General features: G+C 64.7%; 20 protein-coding genes and 1 pseudogene. 8 read left to right on the forward strand and 13 right to left on the reverse strand.

The features are described 5' to 3' along the window. Positions 1-20: 20 nt before the first annotated feature. The 5 genes from fba to E4L96_RS05230 form a co-directional block, all read right to left on the reverse strand. A complete protein-coding gene (gene fba, locus E4L96_RS05210) occupies positions 21-1085 on the reverse strand; it encodes a class II fructose-bisphosphate aldolase (RefSeq protein WP_135206160.1) in 1065 nt (354 codons plus the stop codon). Between the two features lie 44 nt (positions 1086-1129). Then, positions 1130-2578 (reverse strand): pyruvate kinase, encoded by a 1449-nt coding sequence (gene pyk, locus E4L96_RS05215; protein ID WP_135206161.1) that lies wholly within the window; start codon positions 2576-2578, stop codon positions 1130-1132. A gap of 85 nt (positions 2579-2663) precedes the next feature. Then, positions 2664-3872: a phosphoglycerate kinase gene (locus E4L96_RS05220; RefSeq protein WP_135206162.1), complete on the reverse strand. Its 1209-nt coding sequence runs from the start codon at positions 3870-3872 to the stop codon at positions 2664-2666. 58 nt (positions 3873-3930) lie between these two features. After that, positions 3931-4260 (reverse strand): AzlD domain-containing protein, encoded by a 330-nt coding sequence (locus tag E4L96_RS05225; protein ID WP_135206163.1) that lies wholly within the window; start codon positions 4258-4260, stop codon positions 3931-3933. Further along, entirely contained in the window at positions 4253-4981 is a 729-nt protein-coding gene (locus E4L96_RS05230) for an AzlC family ABC transporter permease (RefSeq protein ID WP_135206164.1), read from the reverse strand. The genes E4L96_RS05225 and E4L96_RS05230 overlap by 8 nt, the downstream gene beginning before the upstream one ends. 111 nt (positions 4982-5092) lie before the next feature. On the opposite strand from E4L96_RS05230, the gene E4L96_RS05235 reads away from it, so the two are divergent. From E4L96_RS05235 to E4L96_RS05245, 3 genes are read left to right on the forward strand one after another with little or no spacing between them, the layout of a single operon-like run. Further along, positions 5093-5287, forward strand: coding sequence for a zinc-finger domain-containing protein (locus tag E4L96_RS05235; protein ID WP_135206165.1), 195 nt, complete (start codon positions 5093-5095; stop codon positions 5285-5287). An 18-nt stretch (positions 5288-5305) separates the two neighbouring features. Continuing rightward, a complete protein-coding gene (locus E4L96_RS05240; RefSeq protein ID WP_135206166.1) occupies positions 5306-6298 on the forward strand; it encodes a YheT family hydrolase in 993 nt (330 codons plus the stop codon). Beyond that, a complete protein-coding gene (locus E4L96_RS05245; protein ID WP_135206167.1) occupies positions 6299-6886 on the forward strand; it encodes a DUF2946 family protein in 588 nt (195 codons plus the stop codon). Between the two features lie 60 nt (positions 6887-6946). On the opposite strand, the gene E4L96_RS05250 is transcribed toward E4L96_RS05245, so the two are convergent. Next, on the reverse strand, positions 6947-8599 hold the full coding sequence (locus E4L96_RS05250) for a M48 family metalloprotease (protein WP_307721626.1): 1653 nt from the start codon (positions 8597-8599) through the stop codon (positions 6947-6949). Positions 8600-8675: 76 nt separating this feature from the next. On the opposite strand from E4L96_RS05250, the gene moaC reads away from it, so the two are divergent. The 4 genes and pseudogenes from moaC to E4L96_RS05270 all read left to right on the forward strand — a co-directional run. Continuing rightward, complete coding sequence (moaC, locus tag E4L96_RS05255) at positions 8676-9155, forward strand: cyclic pyranopterin monophosphate synthase MoaC (RefSeq protein WP_135206168.1); 480 nt, start codon at positions 8676-8678, stop codon at positions 9153-9155. Between the two features lie 62 nt (positions 9156-9217). Next, positions 9218-9934, forward strand: coding sequence for a flagellar brake protein (locus E4L96_RS05260; RefSeq protein WP_135206169.1), 717 nt, complete (start codon positions 9218-9220; stop codon positions 9932-9934). Continuing rightward, positions 9935-11539: a phosphoethanolamine transferase gene (locus E4L96_RS05265; RefSeq protein WP_135206170.1), complete on the forward strand. Its 1605-nt coding sequence runs from the start codon at positions 9935-9937 to the stop codon at positions 11537-11539. It begins immediately after the preceding gene. Between the two features lie 83 nt (positions 11540-11622). Beyond that, positions 11623-12588, forward strand: a pseudogene (locus tag E4L96_RS05270) (IS1595 family transposase); the annotation flags it as partial. 74 nt (positions 12589-12662) lie between these two features. On the opposite strand, the gene E4L96_RS05275 reads toward E4L96_RS05270, so the two are convergent. From E4L96_RS05275 to E4L96_RS05295, 5 genes are all read right to left on the reverse strand, one after another. Continuing rightward, a complete protein-coding gene (locus tag E4L96_RS05275) occupies positions 12663-13145 on the reverse strand; it encodes a pilin (RefSeq protein ID WP_135206171.1) in 483 nt (160 codons plus the stop codon). A gap of 183 nt (positions 13146-13328) precedes the next feature. Further along, complete coding sequence (locus E4L96_RS05280) at positions 13329-14012, reverse strand: FHA domain-containing protein (RefSeq protein ID WP_135206172.1); 684 nt, start codon at positions 14010-14012, stop codon at positions 13329-13331. A 141-nt stretch (positions 14013-14153) separates the two neighbouring features. Further along, positions 14154-15035 carry a succinate--CoA ligase subunit alpha gene (gene sucD / locus E4L96_RS05285; protein WP_135206173.1) on the reverse strand — a complete coding sequence of 294 codons (882 nt, stop codon included), beginning with the start codon at positions 15033-15035 and terminating at the stop codon, positions 14154-14156. Between the two features lie 15 nt (positions 15036-15050). Beyond that, the gene (gene sucC / locus E4L96_RS05290) at positions 15051-16220 is read right to left on the reverse strand and encodes an ADP-forming succinate--CoA ligase subunit beta (protein ID WP_135206174.1); all 1170 of its coding nucleotides are present in this window, start codon (positions 16218-16220) and stop codon (positions 15051-15053) included. Between the two features lie 62 nt (positions 16221-16282). After that, on the reverse strand, positions 16283-16858 hold the full coding sequence (locus E4L96_RS05295) for a DUF2889 domain-containing protein (protein WP_135206175.1): 576 nt from the start codon (positions 16856-16858) through the stop codon (positions 16283-16285). 200 nt (positions 16859-17058) lie between these two features. On the opposite strand from E4L96_RS05295, the gene E4L96_RS05300 reads away from it, so the two are divergent. Continuing rightward, a complete protein-coding gene (locus E4L96_RS05300) occupies positions 17059-17346 on the forward strand; it encodes a type II toxin-antitoxin system HicB family antitoxin (RefSeq protein WP_135206176.1) in 288 nt (95 codons plus the stop codon). Positions 17347-17361: 15 nt separating this feature from the next. On the opposite strand, the gene E4L96_RS05305 is transcribed toward E4L96_RS05300, so the two are convergent. Then, on the reverse strand, positions 17362-17667 hold the full coding sequence (locus E4L96_RS05305; protein WP_135206177.1) for a HigA family addiction module antitoxin: 306 nt from the start codon (positions 17665-17667) through the stop codon (positions 17362-17364). 18 nt (positions 17668-17685) lie between these two features. Further along, positions 17686-17964, reverse strand: a complete 279-nt coding sequence (locus E4L96_RS05310) for a type II toxin-antitoxin system RelE/ParE family toxin (protein WP_135206178.1) — start codon at positions 17962-17964, stop codon at positions 17686-17688. Between the last annotated feature and the right edge of the window lie 69 nt (positions 17965-18033).

Below are 18033 nucleotides of genomic sequence, written 5' to 3' on the forward strand. Positions count from 1 at the left end.
GCCCCGAAGGGCGCATTATTTTACTTCACGATCTGGGCAAGCTCGCCTTTTGCGTAGCGTTCCGCCATCTTCTCCAGCGGGAGCGGATTGATCTTCGAGGCCATGCCTTCGCAGCCAAACGCCTGGAAACGCGCCTTGCAGATCTTCATCGCCGCTTCGCGCGCGGGTTTGAGATAGTCGCGCGGGTCGAACTTGGACGGGTTCTCGAACATGTAGCGGCGGATCGCGCCGGTCATCGCCAGGCGGATGTCGGTGTCGATGTTGATCTTGCGGACGCCGTGGCGGATGCCTTCCTGGATCTCTTCCACCGGCACGCCGTAGGTCTCCTTCATGTCGCCGCCGAATTCGCGGATCTCGGCCAGCAGCTCCTGCGGCACCGAGGACGAACCGTGCATGACCAGGTGCGTGTTGGGGATGCGCGCGTGGATTTCCTTGATGCGGTCGATCGCGAGGATGTCGCCGGTCGGCTTGCGCGAGAACTTGTAGGCGCCGTGCGAAGTGCCGATCGCGATCGCCAGCGCGTCGCACTGGGTCTGGGCCACGAAGTCGGCGGCCTGGTTCACGTCCGTCAGCAGCTGCTCGCGGGTCATGGTGCCCTCCGCGCCATGGCCGTCTTCCTTGTCGCCCTTCATGGTCTCCAGCGAACCGAGGACGCCCAGCTCCGCTTCGACGGTGACGCCGATCGCGTGCGAGAACTTGACCACTTCCTTGGACACCGCGACGTTGTATTCGTACGAGGCGACGCTCTTGCCGTCGGCCTGCAGCGAGCCGTCCATCATCACCGAGGAGAAACCGGAGCGGATCGCGGCCATGCACACGGCGGGCGACTGGCCGTGGTCCTGGTGCATGACGACCGGGATGTGCGGGTAGGCTTCGACAGCGGCTTCGATCAGGTGGCGCAGGAAAGCTTCGCCCGCGTACTTGCGCGCGCCGGCCGAGGCCTGCATGATCACCGGCGCGTTGAGCGCGTCGGCGGCCGCCATGATGGCCGATACCTGCTCCAGGTTGTTGACGTTAAATGCGGGAAGTCCGTAGCCGTTTTCGGCGGCGTGGTCCAGCAGCTGACGCAATGATACGAGTGCCATGGTAGGTCTCCAAACAATAGAAAAATCTGTGCCGGCGCGCCCCGTCAGTCGAACTCGCCCACGCGCACGATCTTGAGCGCGTTGGTGCTGCCCGCCTGCCCCATCGGGGAGCCCCACGTGACCACGATCATGTCGCCTTTCTTGACGACGCCCTGGGCCATCAGCAGTTCCTCGGCCTGGCGCAGGACGGCGTGGCTGCCGCCCTCCTGCAGCAGGTGGTACGAGCGCACGTTGCGGTACAGCGAAGCCTTGCGCTGCGTGGTCTTGCTCGGGGTGAGTGCGTAGATCGGGGTGTCGATGCTGTGACGGCTCATCCACAGCGGCGTGGAACCGGATTCGGTCAGCGCCACGATGGCCTTCACGCGCAGGTGGTGCGCGGTGAACAGCGCGCCATAAGCGATCGACTGGTCGATGCGGGTGAACTGGATATTCAGGAAATCCGCGTCCAGCTTCATGTATTCAGATTGTTCGGCCTCCTGACAGATGGCGGCCATCATCTCGACCGTCTCCACCGGGTATTTGCCGCTCGCCGTCTCGGCCGACGTCATCACGGCGTCGGTACCATCCAGCACGGCGTTGGCAACGTCAGACACTTCGGCGCGGGTCGGCACGGCGTTGACGATCATCGATTCCATCATCTGGGTCGCAGTGATGGCGAGTTTGTTCTGTTCGCGCGCCAGGCGGATCATGCGCTTCTGCAGCGCCGGCACGGCGGCATTGCCCACTTCCACGGCCAGGTCGCCGCGCGCCACCATGATGCCGTCGGACGCGTCGAGGATCTCCTGCAGCGCCGGAATCGCTTCGGCGCGCTCGATCTTCGCGATCATCAGCGGCTTGTGGCCATACGGTTCGCCCGCGATGTTGGCCAGCTGGCGCGCCATTTCCATGTCGGTGGCGCTTTTCGGGAAGGAGATGGCCAGGTAGTCGGCGCAGAAGCTCATGGCGACCTTGATGTCTTCCATGTCCTTGGCCGTGAGGGCCGGCGCGGTCAGGCCGCCGCCCTGGCGGTTGATGCCCTTGTTGTTGGAGAGCTCACCGCCCACGCGCACGGTGGTGTGGACTTCCGAGCCCACCACCTTGTCCACGATAAGGACCAGCAGGCCGTCGTTGAGCAGCAGCTTGTCGCCGGGGCGCACGTCCTGCGGCAGGGCCTTGTAGTCCAGGCCCACGCGGTCGATGTTACCCAGTTCGCCGTTCTCGCCCCACTTGGCGTCCAGGATGAACTTCGCACCGTTTTCGAGGAAGACCTTGCCCTCTTCGAATTTACCGACGCGGATCTTCGGGCCCTGCATGTCCGCCATGATCGCCACTTCGCGCCCGCATTCGGTGGCAGCGCGGCGCACCAGGTTGGCGCGGTCGATGTGGTCCTGCGGCTTCCCGTGCGAGAAGTTCAGGCGCACCACGTCGACACCGGCGCGGATCATGCGCACGAGGATGTCGAAGTCGGTGGACGCTGGGCCGATGGTGGCAACGATCTTGGTACCGCGGTGCATAGGGTCTTCCTTGGGTGTTATGGACGAGCTTGAAACTGATAAAAACCAAAAAGCGCAGCCGGGGCTGCGCTTGTGCTGCGGGTGCTTACTTGGCCGCGCTGCGCTGGAGCAGGATCTCCACCGCCGGCAGCGTTTTCCCTTCCAGGAATTCGAGGAAGGCGCCGCCGCCCGTCGAGATATAGCCGATGTTCTCGGAGATGCCGTACTTCGCGATCGCGGCCAGGGTGTCGCCGCCACCGGCGATCGAGAAGGCCTTCGAGTCGGCGATGGCCAGCGCCAGCGTCTTGGTGCCTTCGCCGAACTGGTCGAACTCGAACACGCCCACCGGGCCGTTCCAGACGATGGTGCCGGCGGCTGCGATCTGCGCGGCGAGCGTCTGTGCGGTCCTGGGGCCGATGTCGAGGATCATGTCGTCGTCCGCCACGTCCTGCACGTCCTTGATGGTGGCCTGCGCGGTCGGCGAGAACTCCTTGGCGCACACCACATCGACCGGGATCGGCACCTGCGCGCCGCGGGCGGCCATCATGTCGATGATCTGCTTCGCTTCGCCGAGCAGCTCACCTTCGGCCAGCGACTTGCCGATGTTGAGGCCCTGCGCCTTCATGAAGGTGTTGGCGATGCCGCCGCCGACGATCAGGTTGTCCACCTTGCCCGCGAGAGACTTGAGGATCGACAGCTTGGTCGAGACCTTGGAGCCGGCCACGATGGCCAGCAGCGGGCGCGCCGGCTGGCCGAGGGCCTTGCCAAGGGCGTCCAGCTCCGCGGCCAGCAGCGGGCCTGCCGCAACCACCGGGGCGTACTTGGCGATGCCGTGGGTGGTGGCTTCCGCGCGGTGCGCGGTGCCAAAGGCGTCGTTCACGTAGACGTCGCACAGCTTGGCCATTTTTTCGGCCAGTTCATCGGAGTTCTTCTTCTCGCCCTTGTTGACGCGGCAGTTTTCCAGCAGGACCACCTGGCCGGGCTGCACGTCGACGCCATCGACCCAGTTCTGCTTGAGCGGCACGTCGCGGCCGAGCAGCTCGGCGAGGCGCTTGGCGACGGGGGCCAGCGAATCTTCCGGCTTGAATTCGCCCTCGGTCGGACGGCCCAGGTGCGAGGTCACCATCACGGCGGCGCCGGCGTCCAGCGCGGCCTTGATGGCCGGGACGGAAGCGCGAATGCGGGTGTCTTCGGTGATGTTGCCTGCGTCATCCTGCGGCACGTTCAGGTCCGCGCGGATGAACACGCGCTTAGCCCTAAGTGCGCCCTGGTCGATCAAGTCCTGCAGTCGGGTGAAATTGAGAACAGCGTCCATGGAGGCTAGAAAATGGCTGGTGGGAGAAAGAGCGCCATTTTAACGCATTGGCAACGGCTTAGAGATGCAAAAGTCGCAACAGTGTGAACACAGCCATGCCGAAGATGATCGTGTGGAGCATGTTCCGCCGCACCACGTAGAACACGACCGCCGCGATGGCCGCGAGCAGCTTGGGATTGAAGGCGGACAGCTGCAGCTGGCCGGAGCCGTCGAGGAGGATGTCCGGCCCGATGATGGCCGCCAGCGCGCAGGCCGGGGCGAAGCGCAGCATCTGCTGGATGCGCGGCGGGATGGTGATGTGGTGGCCCACCAGCCAGAACGAGCTGCGGGTGACGGCGGTAGCGACCATCAGCGCGCCGATGGTGGCCCAGATTTCGAGGTCAGTCACGCTTGGCCTTTTTGCGTTCGGCCAGCGCCTGCACCGCCAAGGCGGCGATCATGCCGACGATGACGGCCGACAGCAGGCCCAGTTTGTAGGGGAGTTTGTAGGCCAGCACCGAGACGGCCAGCGACACCAGCACGCCCACCAGCGCCGGGCGCCCGGCCATCAGCGGGACCATGATGCAGATGATCGCCAGCGTGCCCGCAAAGCCCAGGCCCCATTCGGGCGGCACCACGGCGCCGAGGAAGATGCCGGCGATCGAGCCTATCTGCCATGCCGCCCAGTTGGGGTACAGCAGGCCTTTGAGGTAGGAGAGCTTGCCGCGGGCCCGCTCCTCGCTCGGGAAGCGCTGCAGGAACAGGGCCACGGTCATGTCGCCCGCGACGTAGCCGAGGGCCAGGCGCTGGCGCCAGGGCAGGTGCGAAAAATGGGGCGCCAGCAGCGCGGAGAAGATCACGAAGCGCAGATTGACCACCACCGCGGTGAGGAAGATCACCCACACCGGCGCGTGCGCGACGATCAGCGGCAGGGACGCCAGCTGGGCGGAACCGGCAAATACCAGCAGCGTCATGGCCAGGGCCTGGGCCACGGTGAGGCCGGTCTTGACCATCGCGATCCCGACCACCAGGCCCCACGCGCCGATGCCGAACAGCGTGGGCATGCCTTCCTTGAGGCCCTCCTTCCAGAGCTGCTCGTCTTCGTCAGGGGGGAAGGCTGGCTGCGACATGCTACGGCGGCGACAGGGATTCTGCGGTTCAGATGGGAGCGCTATTCTACCGGAGGCCTGCGACAATCCGTTAGAATCGTGGTTTTCTGAACTGTGCATTCTGGAGAACCCATGACTACCAAGACGATCCCCGTGGTCGAACTCGAAGGTAAAGACCTGCCGGCGTACTGCCCCAATCCGGCCATGCCGCTGTGGTCTTCGCACCCGCGCGTCTTCCTCGACTTTGGCCATGACGGCATCGCCAAGTGCCCGTATTGCGGCACCGAGTACGCGCTCAAGCCGGGCACCGTGGTCGGCCATCACTAACCTTCTTATGCGCCCGACGTGAACTACCGGGCTCCCCTCTGGCTGCCGAACGGCCACCTGCAGACGATCTACCCGGCGCTGTTCATCCGCAAGCCGCCGGTGGCCTTCCGGCGCGAACGCTGGGAGACGCCGGACGGGGATTTCATCCATCTCGATTTTGTCGACGGCCCCGCGCCGGCCGCTCCCTTCGTCGTCCTGTTCCACGGTCTCGAAGGCTCGTCGGACAGCCATTACGCGCGCTCGCTGATGACGGCCGTCGCGGCGCGCGGCTGGTCCGGCGCTGTGGTCCACTTCCGCGGCTGCTCCGGCGAGGCCAATCTCGCGCCCCGCTTCTACCATTCCGGAGACGCCGACGAGGTGGATTGGGTCATACGCCGCTTGCATGACCGGCTGCCCAATGAGGCAGACTTCTATGCGTCTGGCGTATCACTGGGCGGGAACGCCTTGCTGCGCTGGCTGGGCCTTTCGCAGCACCAGGCGGAAATCGTGGACGCCGCAGTCTCGATCTCCGCACCGCTGGACCTCGCCGCCGGCGGCGCCGCGCTCTCCTCCGGCTTCAACATGCTCTACACCCGCATGTTCCTCAAAACGCTCAAGCCCAAGTGCCTGGCCAAGCTGGAGCAGTTCCCTGGCCTGTTCGACCGCGACACCATGCTGGCCGCGCGCGACCTGCACGCCTTCGACGACGTGGTGACCGCGCCGCTGCACGGGTTCAAGGACGCCGACGATTACTGGCACCGCGCCAGTGCGAAGCACGTCCTGGAAGACATCACCGTGCCGACGCTGGTGCTCAACGCGCTGAACGATCCGTTCCTGCCGGGCGCCCACCTGCCGCGCAAGGCGTCGCCGCACGTGCAGCTGGAGTACCCGGAAACCGGCGGCCATGTGGGCTTCGCCGTGGGCCCGCCGCCCGGCCGCATCGACTGGCTGGCCGCGCGCATCCTGCATTTCTTCGATGGCGAAGCGGCCATGCGCGCGCCGCGCGGAAACGACTTGTGCGAGGCTCGATAAATGGACGATATCGTCAAACAAGCGGTGGCCAAATGGCCGAACGTACCGCACTGCTACGGGTGGCTGGCGCTGGACGCGCGCGGCGTCTGGCGGATGCGGGATGAAAACGCGCAGCGCCTGCAGCTGGCGGGCGACAAGCTGACCAATCCGCAGCTGGTCGGCTTCATCAACCGGAACTACCAGCACGATGAACGCGGGTGCTGGTACTTCCAGAACGGGCCGCAGCGGGTGTACCTCAATCTGGAGACCACGCCCTTCATCGCGCGCACCGATCCGGCGCATGGCCTCGTGCTGCACACCGGCGAACCGGTTGGCGCCATTGACCAGGTGTGCCTGACGGAGCACGGCGAAATCATCGTGCGCGCCGGGGACAAGGTGGCACAAGTCGACGACCGCGACACCGCGCAGCTGTTGGGGCAGATGGAGCTCGCTGGCGTTGCGTGCACGGACGAAGCGCTGCTGGCCTGGATGCAGGAGCCGCGCGGCCACCTCGTGCTGCGGCTCGGCGATGCGGCACTGCCGGTCAAGTCGATTGTGCGGGACGCCCTGCCCGCGCACTTCGGCTACGTGCGCGAACCGGCGGCCTGACGGCGGCGGCGCGCGGCCGGCGGCGCGACGTGTGGCTGGCGCAGAACGAGCCTCCCGCGTTCAGGGCCCGCCGTTTTCCTTCTGTTCCTTGACCTCGTCGCGGCGGCGCGCCTGCAGCTCGCGCTCGCGCGCATCGATCACCGCCATGTCGTAGAACGACGCGTCCTTGGCCTTGCGGGCCAGCGCCAGCTGGTCCAGCGCGCCCATGGTGCCGCCGGTGAGCGCATAGGACTCCGCCAGCGCCAGGTGCTGCAGCGCGATCTTGCCCTGCGCGGCGTAGGCCTTGGCCAGCAGCTCCTGCACCTTCGCGTCCGAGCGGTACAACTGCGCTTCCTCGCGCAGGAACCTGGTCGCCTGGTCCAGGTGACCGGTTGTGATCAGGCCATCCGCATACTGCCGTGAGAGCCCGCGCGAGAGCGGGTAGTCGCCCCGGGCGCGATCGGCCAGCTTCACGCCCTCTTCCTGCACGGCCTTCGGCTGCGCCGCGGCCAGCTTGATGTCGATGGCCAGGCTCGCGAAGATCGCGCCGCCGTCGCCATTGGCCGTGATATCGAGTGCGAACACGCCGGGCTTGGGCGCCTGCTTCGCCAGCGCGCGCGACTTGTCGAGCAGCGTCTGCGCCGTGGCGAGGTCGCCGTGGCGGTACGCCAGGAAGGCCAGGCCGTACTGGCCCGCGATCTGCAGCTGGCGGCTGGGGGCGCGCACCCATTCGTCGAGGAAGTGCCGCGCTTCGTCCTGGCCGTTCACGGTCTCGTCCTGCAGCACTTTGGCACGGGCGCGCACGAGGTGGAAATCGAGACTGTCCTGGCGCTGCTTGTAAGGCGTCTCGCGGATGCGGGCCTGCATGTCGGCCATGCGCTCGGTGGTCAGCGGATGCGAGAGCAGCGAGGGCGGGATGTCCGGGAACATGCGCGTGGCCGCCTGCAGCTTGCCGAAGAAGCTCACCAGGCCGGAGACATCGAAGCCCGCCGCATTCATGATCTGGAAGCCGACGCGGTCTGCCTCCCGTTCGGCGTCGCGGCTGAAGTTGAGCTGACGCTGGATCGCCAGACCCTGGCCGCCCATGAAAACGCCCATGGCGGCATCGGGATTGGACTTGGCGGCCAGCGCGGCGAGTAGCATGGCCGCCAGCGGAATCATCGCGTCCTGCTTTTCCTTGCCGATGCCGCGCGCGATGTGGCGCTGGGCGACGTGGCCGACTTCGTGCGCCATCACGCCCGCCAGTTCGGACTCGTTTTGCGCCGCGATCATCAGCGCGGTGTGCACGCCGATGAAGCCACCGGGCAGCGCGAACGCGTTGAGCATCGGGTCGCGCACGGCGAAGAAGCCGTAGTCCGCGTTGGTTTCGCCGCGCGCACCCGGCGCCGCCTGCACCAGCGTCGTGCCAAGGCCATTCAGGTATTCGAGGATGGGCGCGTCGTCGAGATAGTCGCGGTCGTGGCGGATGTCATTCATGATCTGCTCACCGACCTTGCGTTCCAGCGCTGGCGACAGGTCCACGCGCGCGACGTCGCCCAGCACCGGCAGGTTGTTGCCGTTGGCGGTCTGGCCGGGGAGCGGGGCGGCGGCCATCGTGGTGACGTGTGCGGCCACGCAGGCAAGCGCCACGACACGCGCCAGGACGCCGCTCGCGCCGCGTGGCATGGCCTGAGCCGCGGGCCGTGCCGCCAAGCGCGGCGTGGCGGGAATGGCAAGGTTGGGTTTCAGAGTCACGGTGCTATCATACCCGCTTCCACGGAGCCGTCGACCGTCAACGGCGGCCCGAAACAGATTGTTACCTCATCCGACCATGATCCAAGGCCTCACCCATTTCGACCAGTCCGGACAAGCCCACATGGTGGACGTGGGAGCCAAGGCGGAGACGCACCGGGTGGCGGTGGCGGCGGGGACGATCCGCATGAAGGCGGAGACGCTGGCGGCCATCATGGACGGGACCTCGAAGAAGGGTGACGTGCTGGGGATCGCGCGCATCGCGGGCATCATGGCCTCCAAGCGGACCGCCGATCTCATTCCGCTGTGCCATCCGCTGGCCCTCACGCGGGTGGCGGTCGATTTCGAAACGGATGTGGACGCGTCTGCAGTCCACTGCCGCGCCCAGGTCGAAACCTACGGCAAAACCGGCGTCGAAATGGAGGCGCTGACCTCGGTGCAGGTCGCGCTCCTCACCATCTACGACATGTGCAAGGCCATCGATCGCGGCATGGTCATGACGGATGTCCGCGTCCTCGAAAAACACGGCGGCAAATCCGGCGACTGGTCGGCCCCTTAAATCCTCGACAACATTGGCAGCTCAAGGTAGATTAGCGAAGTTTTCCAGCTGCCAATGAATTCATGAGTCAAACCCAGGCTGCCGAGCCGGCTTCAAAAGAGTTCGAGTTCGAGGCGATGAACCTCCAGGTCGGTGGGAGGCTGCAGTTCATTACGCACCGCACCATCAAACCGGCGCAGCATTTTTCGACTCTGATCGGCTGGGTCAAGGACGAGTACATGATCGTCCGCATTCCGATGGAGCATGGGGCCGCGATCGCGCTGGCGGAGGGCGACAAGGTCACCATCCGCGCCTTCTCGGGCGTGAATGTGTGCTCGTTCGCGAGCACCGTGGTGCGGGTGTTCCCGCGGCCGGTGAACTACGTCCACATCACCTTTCCGACCTCGATCCAGGGCACCAGCCTGCGGGCAGCGATGCGCGTGAAGGTGGACATTCCAGTGCAGGTGACGCCCGAGCACTACAACGCGCAGCCGATGAACATGTTCATGGTGAACCTGTCGGTGTCCGGCGCGCTGGTTGAGTCGCCGCGCCGGATACCGATGGGCTGCGAGACCGTGAAGCTGTCGTTCACCCTGATTCAAAACCCGGGCAACCACCAGGTCATCGTCAACACCCGCGCCAGCATCAAGAACGTAAGCGCGGCGGCGGGCGGGCCGGCCGGGATCGGGGAGACGTTCAGCTATGGCGTGCAGTTCCTGGACCTGGAGCCGACCCACTACACGCTGCTGCAGAACATCACCTACGAAGCGCTGATCGCGGACCGGCAGAAGATCGTCTAGATGAAGCTGCCGTTCGCTGGCCGGCCCCGCCTGATCGTGGCCATTCTTACCCTGTGGCTGCTGGCGCCGTCTTTCATGGCGGCCTGGTACATCTGGCGCCAGGGTGCGCCGATCGCCCATGCCCTGGGCACGATCGGCTTGCCGCTGCTGCTGCTGGCCGTGTCGCTGCTGCTGGTGCGCTCCCTGCGGAGGCTGTTCTTTATCTGGCTGCCCGCCGCCTTCCTGGTGCCAATCCAGTGCTACCTGACCTGGTTCTTCAAGAGCGTGCCGGGTGCAGCGTTCATCTCGTCGGTGTTTCGCGCCGGGCCGGAAGAATTCACGACCACCCTGTTCGCTTTTGCCTGGGCTCTGCCGCTGCTGCCGCTGGCCTGGTTTGTGTATGTCTGGCTGGTGCGGCAGCTGCCGCCCGAGTTGCGCCGCACACGGCCGTGGACCAAGGCCGCGGCTGCGTGGACTTTCTTCTACGGGTCTTTTGGAGCGCTGACCACGGCTGGCATTGCCGAGCCCACAAAGGAATTGGGCCTATTCGCTCCGGAGGTGATCGCGGACAGCTTCCCGACGGGGCCGCTCTGGTCGGTGGCGACCTACCTCGACGAACGCGGCGTGACCTATGGCGGGGTCCCGGTGACCGCCAGCGCACCTGCCGATCCCGCCGTCGTGATCCTGATCATTGGCGAGACCTTGCGGGCCGACCACCTGGGCATCAATGGCTACGCGCGCCAGACCACGCCCGAACTGGCCAGGATCCAGGACGAACTCATCAGCTACACGAACGTCAGCGCGGGCGCCAACTACACCTACATCTCGATGCCGTACATCGTCACCCAGCGCGTGGGCGGCGGGCGGCTCGATATTTCGGAAGTGTTTAAGGCAGCCGGGTTCTTCACCGCGTGGATTTCGAACCAGGAGTATTACGTGTACCCGGCGCTGGCCGAACTGCGCCAGTTCGCGAACACCAACTGGCGCCTGAGCCCGCATTACGACACGGAGCTGCTGCCGCAGATTGCCGCTTGCCTCAACCAATGCGGAAGCCGGCAGTTCATCACCGTGCACCTGCTCGGCAGCCACTTCCCGTACGACCGGCGCTACGAGCCGAAGTTCCGCCGCTTCACACCGGTGCTGGGCGACGGGCCGCCGCATTTCAGTCCGTCGGAGCGGGAGCGCTTCGTAAACTCATATGACAATACGGTGCTGGCCACCGATTACGTGGTCGCTCAGATCATTGAACAGGCGCGCCGGACGGGCAAGCCCGCCGTGGTGGCGTTCACGGCCGACCATGGGGAGAACCTTTACGACGATGAGCGTGAGCGTATCCTGCACAGTGGCAAACAGGCGACCCGGATGGAGGCCATTGTGCCGCTGGTGTTCTGGGCCAACGATGCGTGGAGGCGCACACATGGGGCGCAGTGGCAGGCGCTGGCTGCGCGCCGTTCGCTCCCTGTTGCGCAAACTTCGGTCATGCCAACGTTGACCGAATTGGCCGGCGTGCGCTACACCGGGCAGGACGAGACCCTGAGCCTGGCACATCCGTCGTTCACTGTGCCGCACTCCCGCCTCATCATCCAGACCGACGGCAAACGCGTGCCGGTCGACACGCTGCGCTGAAAACAAAGGCGCTGTCACCGTTAAGTGTGGAACCTGCAGGGAACGCGCGTGTCGAACCAAGTATCTCGTCAGGAGGCTTGGTCATGCGAAAGTCTGATTTCGAAGTCTGGCTAGAGGGATTCAAACGACTAACCCGCACTCAGCGAGCGCACGTGCTGGCTCTCATGCGCGCCGCCGAGCCACCACCCGCAGCGCAGCTCTTAGAGGACGCGGGTGCTCCGGTACTCGCGTCCCCGGCCTGCCGCGGCCACCACCTCCATCGCCACGGTCACAAGTCGCAACTGCAGAGGTATCGCTGCGTCGACTGTAGCCGCCACCTTCGATTCACTCACCGGCACACCCATGGCCAGGCTCAGATTGAAGGACAACTGGCTGGCGCACTGCAAAGCCCTGCTCAGATCCGATACCGTTCGGCGCGCAGCGGTGCGGGTAGGCGTCCACAAGAACACAGCATTCCGCTGGCGCCACCGCTTTCTCACCCTACCCAAGACGGACCGGCCGTTTCCACTGCACGGAATTGCAGAGGCCGACGAGCTATTTCTACGCGAGTCGGAAAAGGGCGCGCGCCACCTGGAGCGACCACCCCGCAAACGCGGGGTCGCAGCGACGAAGCGCGGCATTTCGCGCGAGCAGGTGTGCATCGTTGTCGCCCGCGATCGAGCTGGCCAGACTGTCGATTTCATTGCTGGGAAAGGTCCGGTTACCAAGCTTCAACTGCACCGTGGGCTCGCACCGATCCTCGCACCGGATGCATTGCTGGTGACCGACGCCAATGCCTCCTACCTGTACTTCGCCCAGGAACGCGGCTTTATGCACCAGTGGGTGAATCTCAAGGCAGGCGCACGAGTCAAGGGCGCAGTCCACATCCAAAATGTGAACGCCTATCACAGCCGATTTCGGGGATGGCTCAGCAACTTTCACGGGGTCGCGACTCACTACCTGTCTAACTATCTGGGCTGGCGGTGGGCGCTCGATAAAAGTCGTATCGATGACCCCGCCGCCCAGTTACGAGCGACTGTCGGAGCCTTCTCCCACACTTAACGGTGACAGAGCCACACTTAACGGTGACAGAGCCAAACAAAAAGCCGCCCGAAGGCGGCTTTCTTTGAATCAGGCTGGCTGATTAGGTGCCCGACGATGCAGCAGCAGCGTTGTTCTTCTCGATCAGGTCCTTGGCCGCCGCGTTGGTCACGGTGGTGGTGTTGGTCCAGATGATCTTGTCGGAACCAGCCGGCAGGGTCGGGGTCATGGTGATCGCGTCTGCGCCGTCCACGCCGGTGCCGATGTTCGCCAGCGTCAGCTTGATGACGCCGTCGGTAGCGGTTGCGGCGGTCACTTCCTTGGTTGCGTTGAAAGTCGGGATGCCTTTGGCGCCCAGGTTGCAACCGGTCAGGTCGCCGCCTTGCTCTTGTGCGCACAGGCCGACAGCCGTCTTGATCGATGCCACGGCGCTCAGGGCGCTCGACACTTTGGCCTTGACGGTGTAGTTCTGGTAAGCCGGGATTGCCACGGCGGCCAGGATACCGATGATCGCGACAACGATCATCAGTTCGATCAGGGTGAAGCCGGCTTGGGCTTGGGCTTTGATGGATTTCATCGATTTCATGGTCAATCTCCTTCAGGGGTTTGGATGTTTGGTGCGTTCTTACTGCCGCACATTCCATAGAGCAATCCCCGTGCCAGCCCGTTTTGACGGCATTTCGTTAGTTCCAGGATAACGAAAGCAGCGATTTCCTACGATTTTTGTCAGTCGGGGTGACGATTTTTGTCAGGCAACCTTCAAAAATTGTCAGGAGGCAGCAAAAAACGACATGTTTGTGCCCGCCAGCGTCAGCTGGTCACCATCGTGCAGACGGCGCGGCTCGCGCGCGATGGGCTGGCCGTTCAGGGTCGCCGGGGCCGCCCCTTCCATCAACGCGACACAGAAGTGATCGGCGTGGCGGCTGATGACGACGACCACGGCGCCGGGACTGCCCAAGGTGGTCAGCGGCTTGGACAGCGGCAGGGACTTGCCCGCGTGCGGGCCGGACGTCACCTCGATGCGGCCGCCAGGCACCGGCGCCGCTGGTGCGGCAGGCTGCGCCACGGAAGGCAGGCCGAAGCTGGACTGGCGCGCCGCGCCCTGCCCGCCCGACATCAAGGCGCCCACGGCGTCCTGCTGCGGCTCCTCGTCCGGCAGCCGGCGCGGGCCGTCGACGAAATCGAGCTGGTAGACGGCCATCACCAGGCGGTCGCGGTCGGCTAATTGCTGGCGCGCGGTCCGTTTGCCATTCACGTAGGTGCCGTTGGTGCTGCCCAGATCCTCGACCGCCACGCCGGTGCCGCTCAGGGTGACGGCCGCATGGCGGCTGCTGACGGTGGCATGTTCGAGCACCACGTCATTGCCCGGATGGCGGCCGAACGTGGTCCGGTCTTTCACCAGCTCCACGTGCTGCACCACCTGTCCATCGCGGGAAATGATTAACTTGGCCATATAAATTTGAAACGCCGGGCCCTGCACGGTTTGGAACGCTCAGCGTCCTGCACACTACACCAAAACAAACGGGGAGCCCGCTTGCGCAGAGCTCCCCGCTATTATCGCCAGCCAAGGGCCGGCGGACAAATGCCTACCGAATTACAGCATCGCCTTCAGCAGGCGCGCCATCTCGGACGGGTTCTTCGTCACTTTAATGCCGCACGATTCCATGATGTCCAGCTTGGCTTGCGCGGTGTCGGCGCCGCCCGAGATCAGGGCACCGGCGTGGCCCATACGCTTGCCCGGCGGCGCGGTGACGCCGGCGATGAAGCCGACCACCGGCTTCTTCATGTTGTCCTTGATCCAGTAAGCGGCGTTCGCCTCGTCCGGGCCGCCGATCTCGCCGATCATGATGACGGCGTCGGTGTCGGGGTCGTCATTGAACATCTTCATGATGTCGATGTGCTTGAGACCGTTGATCGGGTCGCCGCCGATACCGACAGCGGACGACTGGCCGAGGCCCAGTGCGGTCAGCTGGCCCACGGCTTCATAGGTCAGCGTGCCCGAACGGGACACGACGCCAATGCGGCCTTTCTTGTGGATGTGACCGGGCATGATGCCGATCTTGATCTCGTCCGGCGTGATCAGGCCCGGGCAGTTCGGACCCAGCAGCAGGGTCTTGGAACCGGCCTTGGCCATGCGGTCCTTCACTTCCATCATGTCGCGCACCGGGATGCCTTCGGTGATGCAGATCGCCAGGTCCAGTTCGGCTTCGACGGCTTCCCAGATCGCGGCGGCGGCGCCGGCCGGCGGCACGTAGATCACGGAGACGGTCGCGCCGGTCTGGGCCTTCGCTTCCTTGACGTTGGCGAAAATCGGGATGCCTTCGAAGTCCTCACCGGCCTTCTTCGGGTTGACGCCGGCCACGAAGGCCTCGCGGCCGTTCGCGTAGTCGCGGCACATGCGGGTGTGGAACTGGCCGGTCTTGCCGGTGATGCCCTGGGTGATGACTTTGGTGTCTTTGTTAATCAGAATCGACATGTTGTTTCCTTCGAATTAGGCGTTACCAGCAGCGGCGGCCACGACCGACTTCGCTGCGTCTTCCATCGTGTCCGCCGCGATGATCGGGAGGCCGGACTCGGCCAGCATCTTCTTGCCGAGGTCTTCGTTGGTGCCCTTCATGCGGACCACCAGCGGCACGTTCAGCGACACGGCCTTGGAGGCGGTGATCACGCCTTCGGCGATCACGTCGCAGCGCATGATGCCGCCGAAGATGTTGACCAGGATGGCTTTCAGCCCCGGGTTCTTCAGCATGATCTTGAACGCTTCGGTGACCTTCTCGGCGGTTGCGCCGCCGCCCACGTCCAGGAAGTTGGCTGGCTCGCCGCCGAACAGCTTGATGGTGTCCATGGTGGCCATGGCCAGGCCGGCACCGTTCACCAGGCAGCCGATGTTGCCGTCCAGGGAGATGTAGGCCAGGTCGAATTTCGAGGCTTCCACTTCGGCCGGATCTTCTTCGTCCAGGTCGCGGTAGGCGACGATTTCCGGGTGGCGGAACAGGGCGTTGGAGTCGAAGTTGAACTTCGCGTCCAGGGCGATGACCTTGCCGGAGCCGGTCAGGATCAGCGGGTTGATCTCAGCCAGCGAAGCGTCAGTCTCCCAGTAGGCCTTGTACAGGCCCTGCAGGTTGGCGCGGGCGTCGGCGATCGACGCTTCCGGGATCCCGATCTTGCGGGCCACGTCGTCAGCCTGCGCATCGGTCAGGCCGACCGACGGCTCGATCACGACGTTGTGGATCTTTTCCGGGTTGGTGTGGGCTACCTCCTCGATGTCCATGCCGCCTTCCGAGGAGGCCATCAGCACCACCTTCTGGGTCACGCGGTCGGTGACCAGCGAGACGTACAGCTCTTTCTTGATGTCGGCGCCTTCTTCGATCAGCAGGCGGCGCACCTTCTGGCCTTCCGGGCCGGTCTGGTGGGTGACGAGCTGCATGCCCATGATCTGGTTGGCGTAGTCACGGACCTGGTCGATCGACTTGGCGACCTTGACGCCGCCGCCCTTGCCGCGGCCGCCAGCATGGATCTGCGCCTTGACCACCCAGACCGGGCCGCCCAGCTGTTCCGCTGCCTTGACGGCTTCGTCGACGGACATGCACGGGATGCCGCGCGGGACCGTCACTCCGAATTTTCGGAGGATCTCTTTGCCTTGATACTCATGGATTTTCATGCTGGCTTCCCTTCTGTTTTGTAACTGTGAATTGATTGACCGGTTGATCGGGCGCGGCGGGGCTAGGCAGAGCCATTGCTTGCCTTGACGGACCAGCGCGGATAGAACTTGGCCACCGCCGGAGCGGTCGAAGCCAAAGCGTGGCAGCGATCGATCTGGAAGGGCTTGTGGGTGAGCTGGGCGTCGTCGGTGTCGCCGTCGCGCGTCTTGAGGACGTCGTTGGCAAAGGCCTGGACGGCCGCGGTGGGCAAGACTTGCGCGAGTTCCGTCAGGTGCGTGCAGCCGAGCGTGCCGCCGAGGCGTTCCTTCAGCGCGGCGCGGAAGCCCTGCATCAGGTTGCAGCCGATGAGGGACTTGTAGGCCGGGCCGATGACATCGCAGTAGCCGGGGTACGGGACGGCGTCGGAACACGCTTCGGCGTCCACGACGGTGAAATGCAGATCGATGGTGAGGCGCAAACTGAGGTCATGCAGCAGAGTGCCGCCGGGACGCAGGCCCGAGGCAAGCTGCACGTCGCGCACCTTGACGTCGGTGATGCGGGCGTCCAGGTCCCACAGTCCGTCGGCGCGGGCGAACGCCTGCACCTCGATGGCACGGGTGTGCCGCGGCTCGCGGGGAACAGGTGGGGACAGGGGCATAATGCGGCAGAATCAGATGTGTACAGCCATCGATGCCGCAGCTTCTACGGCAAGGACCGCTCAGGCGGTGCTGCTCAAACTGGGCAAGTTTACCACAGGGCGGAGGGGGCCGGCCAAAATGGGCTGGATTTCCACTTAGGCAGCGGAGTGGTGAATGACTGGAATGATGCGCTGCAACAACAGTCAAGACGGAGGATGGGATGAGCGAAGCGAGCGGTGCCTACGCGTATCCGGCGCGGTTCGAGCCGGACCTGAAGAATGGCGGCTTCCAGGTGAGTTTCCGCGACTGGCCGGGGGTGACCACCCAGGGCGACGACGAGGGCGAGGCCTATTTCATGGCGCAGGACGCGCTGGCCATGGTGGTCGACGAGACGCTCGACCGCGGCCGCAAGCTGCCGCCCGCCTCCCCGCTCCAGCCGGGGGAGCGCATGATCGCGGCCGAGTACCACGGCTGGGATGACGAGGAGGATGACGACGACGTCGAATAACGCGATCGAGTCGTTTCAGCCAGACTGCTTGAACGGCTGCACTTCCTCGACGATCGTATCCCACTCGCTCTGCGCGGTGACGCGGAGCGAGTATGTCGTCTGCAGGTCGAGCCAGAATTCAGGCGTGGTGCCGAAGTAGCGCGCCAGGCGCAGGGCCGTGTCCGGCGTGATACCGCGCTTCTCGCGAACAATTTCGTTGACTCGGCTGGCCGTCAACCGCAAAGCCCCCGCCAGCGCACTCGGGGACATACTCAACGGGATCAAATATTCCTCCCGGAGGATTTCGCCGGGGTGGACCGGACGCATTCCACTCTTCAGCATGATATCGCGTGAGCTCCTTCAGTGGTAATCGACAATCTCGACGGACGCCGGTCCGTCATCGGTCCACACAAAGCAGACCCGCCACTGGTCATTGATCCTGATGCTGTGCTGCCCCTGCCGGATACCTGACAGCGCCTCAAGACGGTTCCCCGGCGGCGAACGCAGATCGATGAGCGATGTGGCTGAGTCGAGCATAGTCAACTTCCGCTCTGAGATGCGCCGGATATTCGCGAACCGTGCGGATGGCCGCCCTTGATAGATGGCCTCTGTGTCGCGACAAGAAAATGACCGGATCATTCGGCACCGCCGCGCGTGAGCAATTCAGGATATATCGGTTATCGATAAGCGGCAAGAAGACGATAAGCG

Source organism: Zemynaea arenosa (assembly GCF_004614185.1).
Classification (GTDB): Bacteria; Pseudomonadota; Gammaproteobacteria; order Burkholderiales; family Burkholderiaceae_D; genus Telluria; species Telluria arenosa.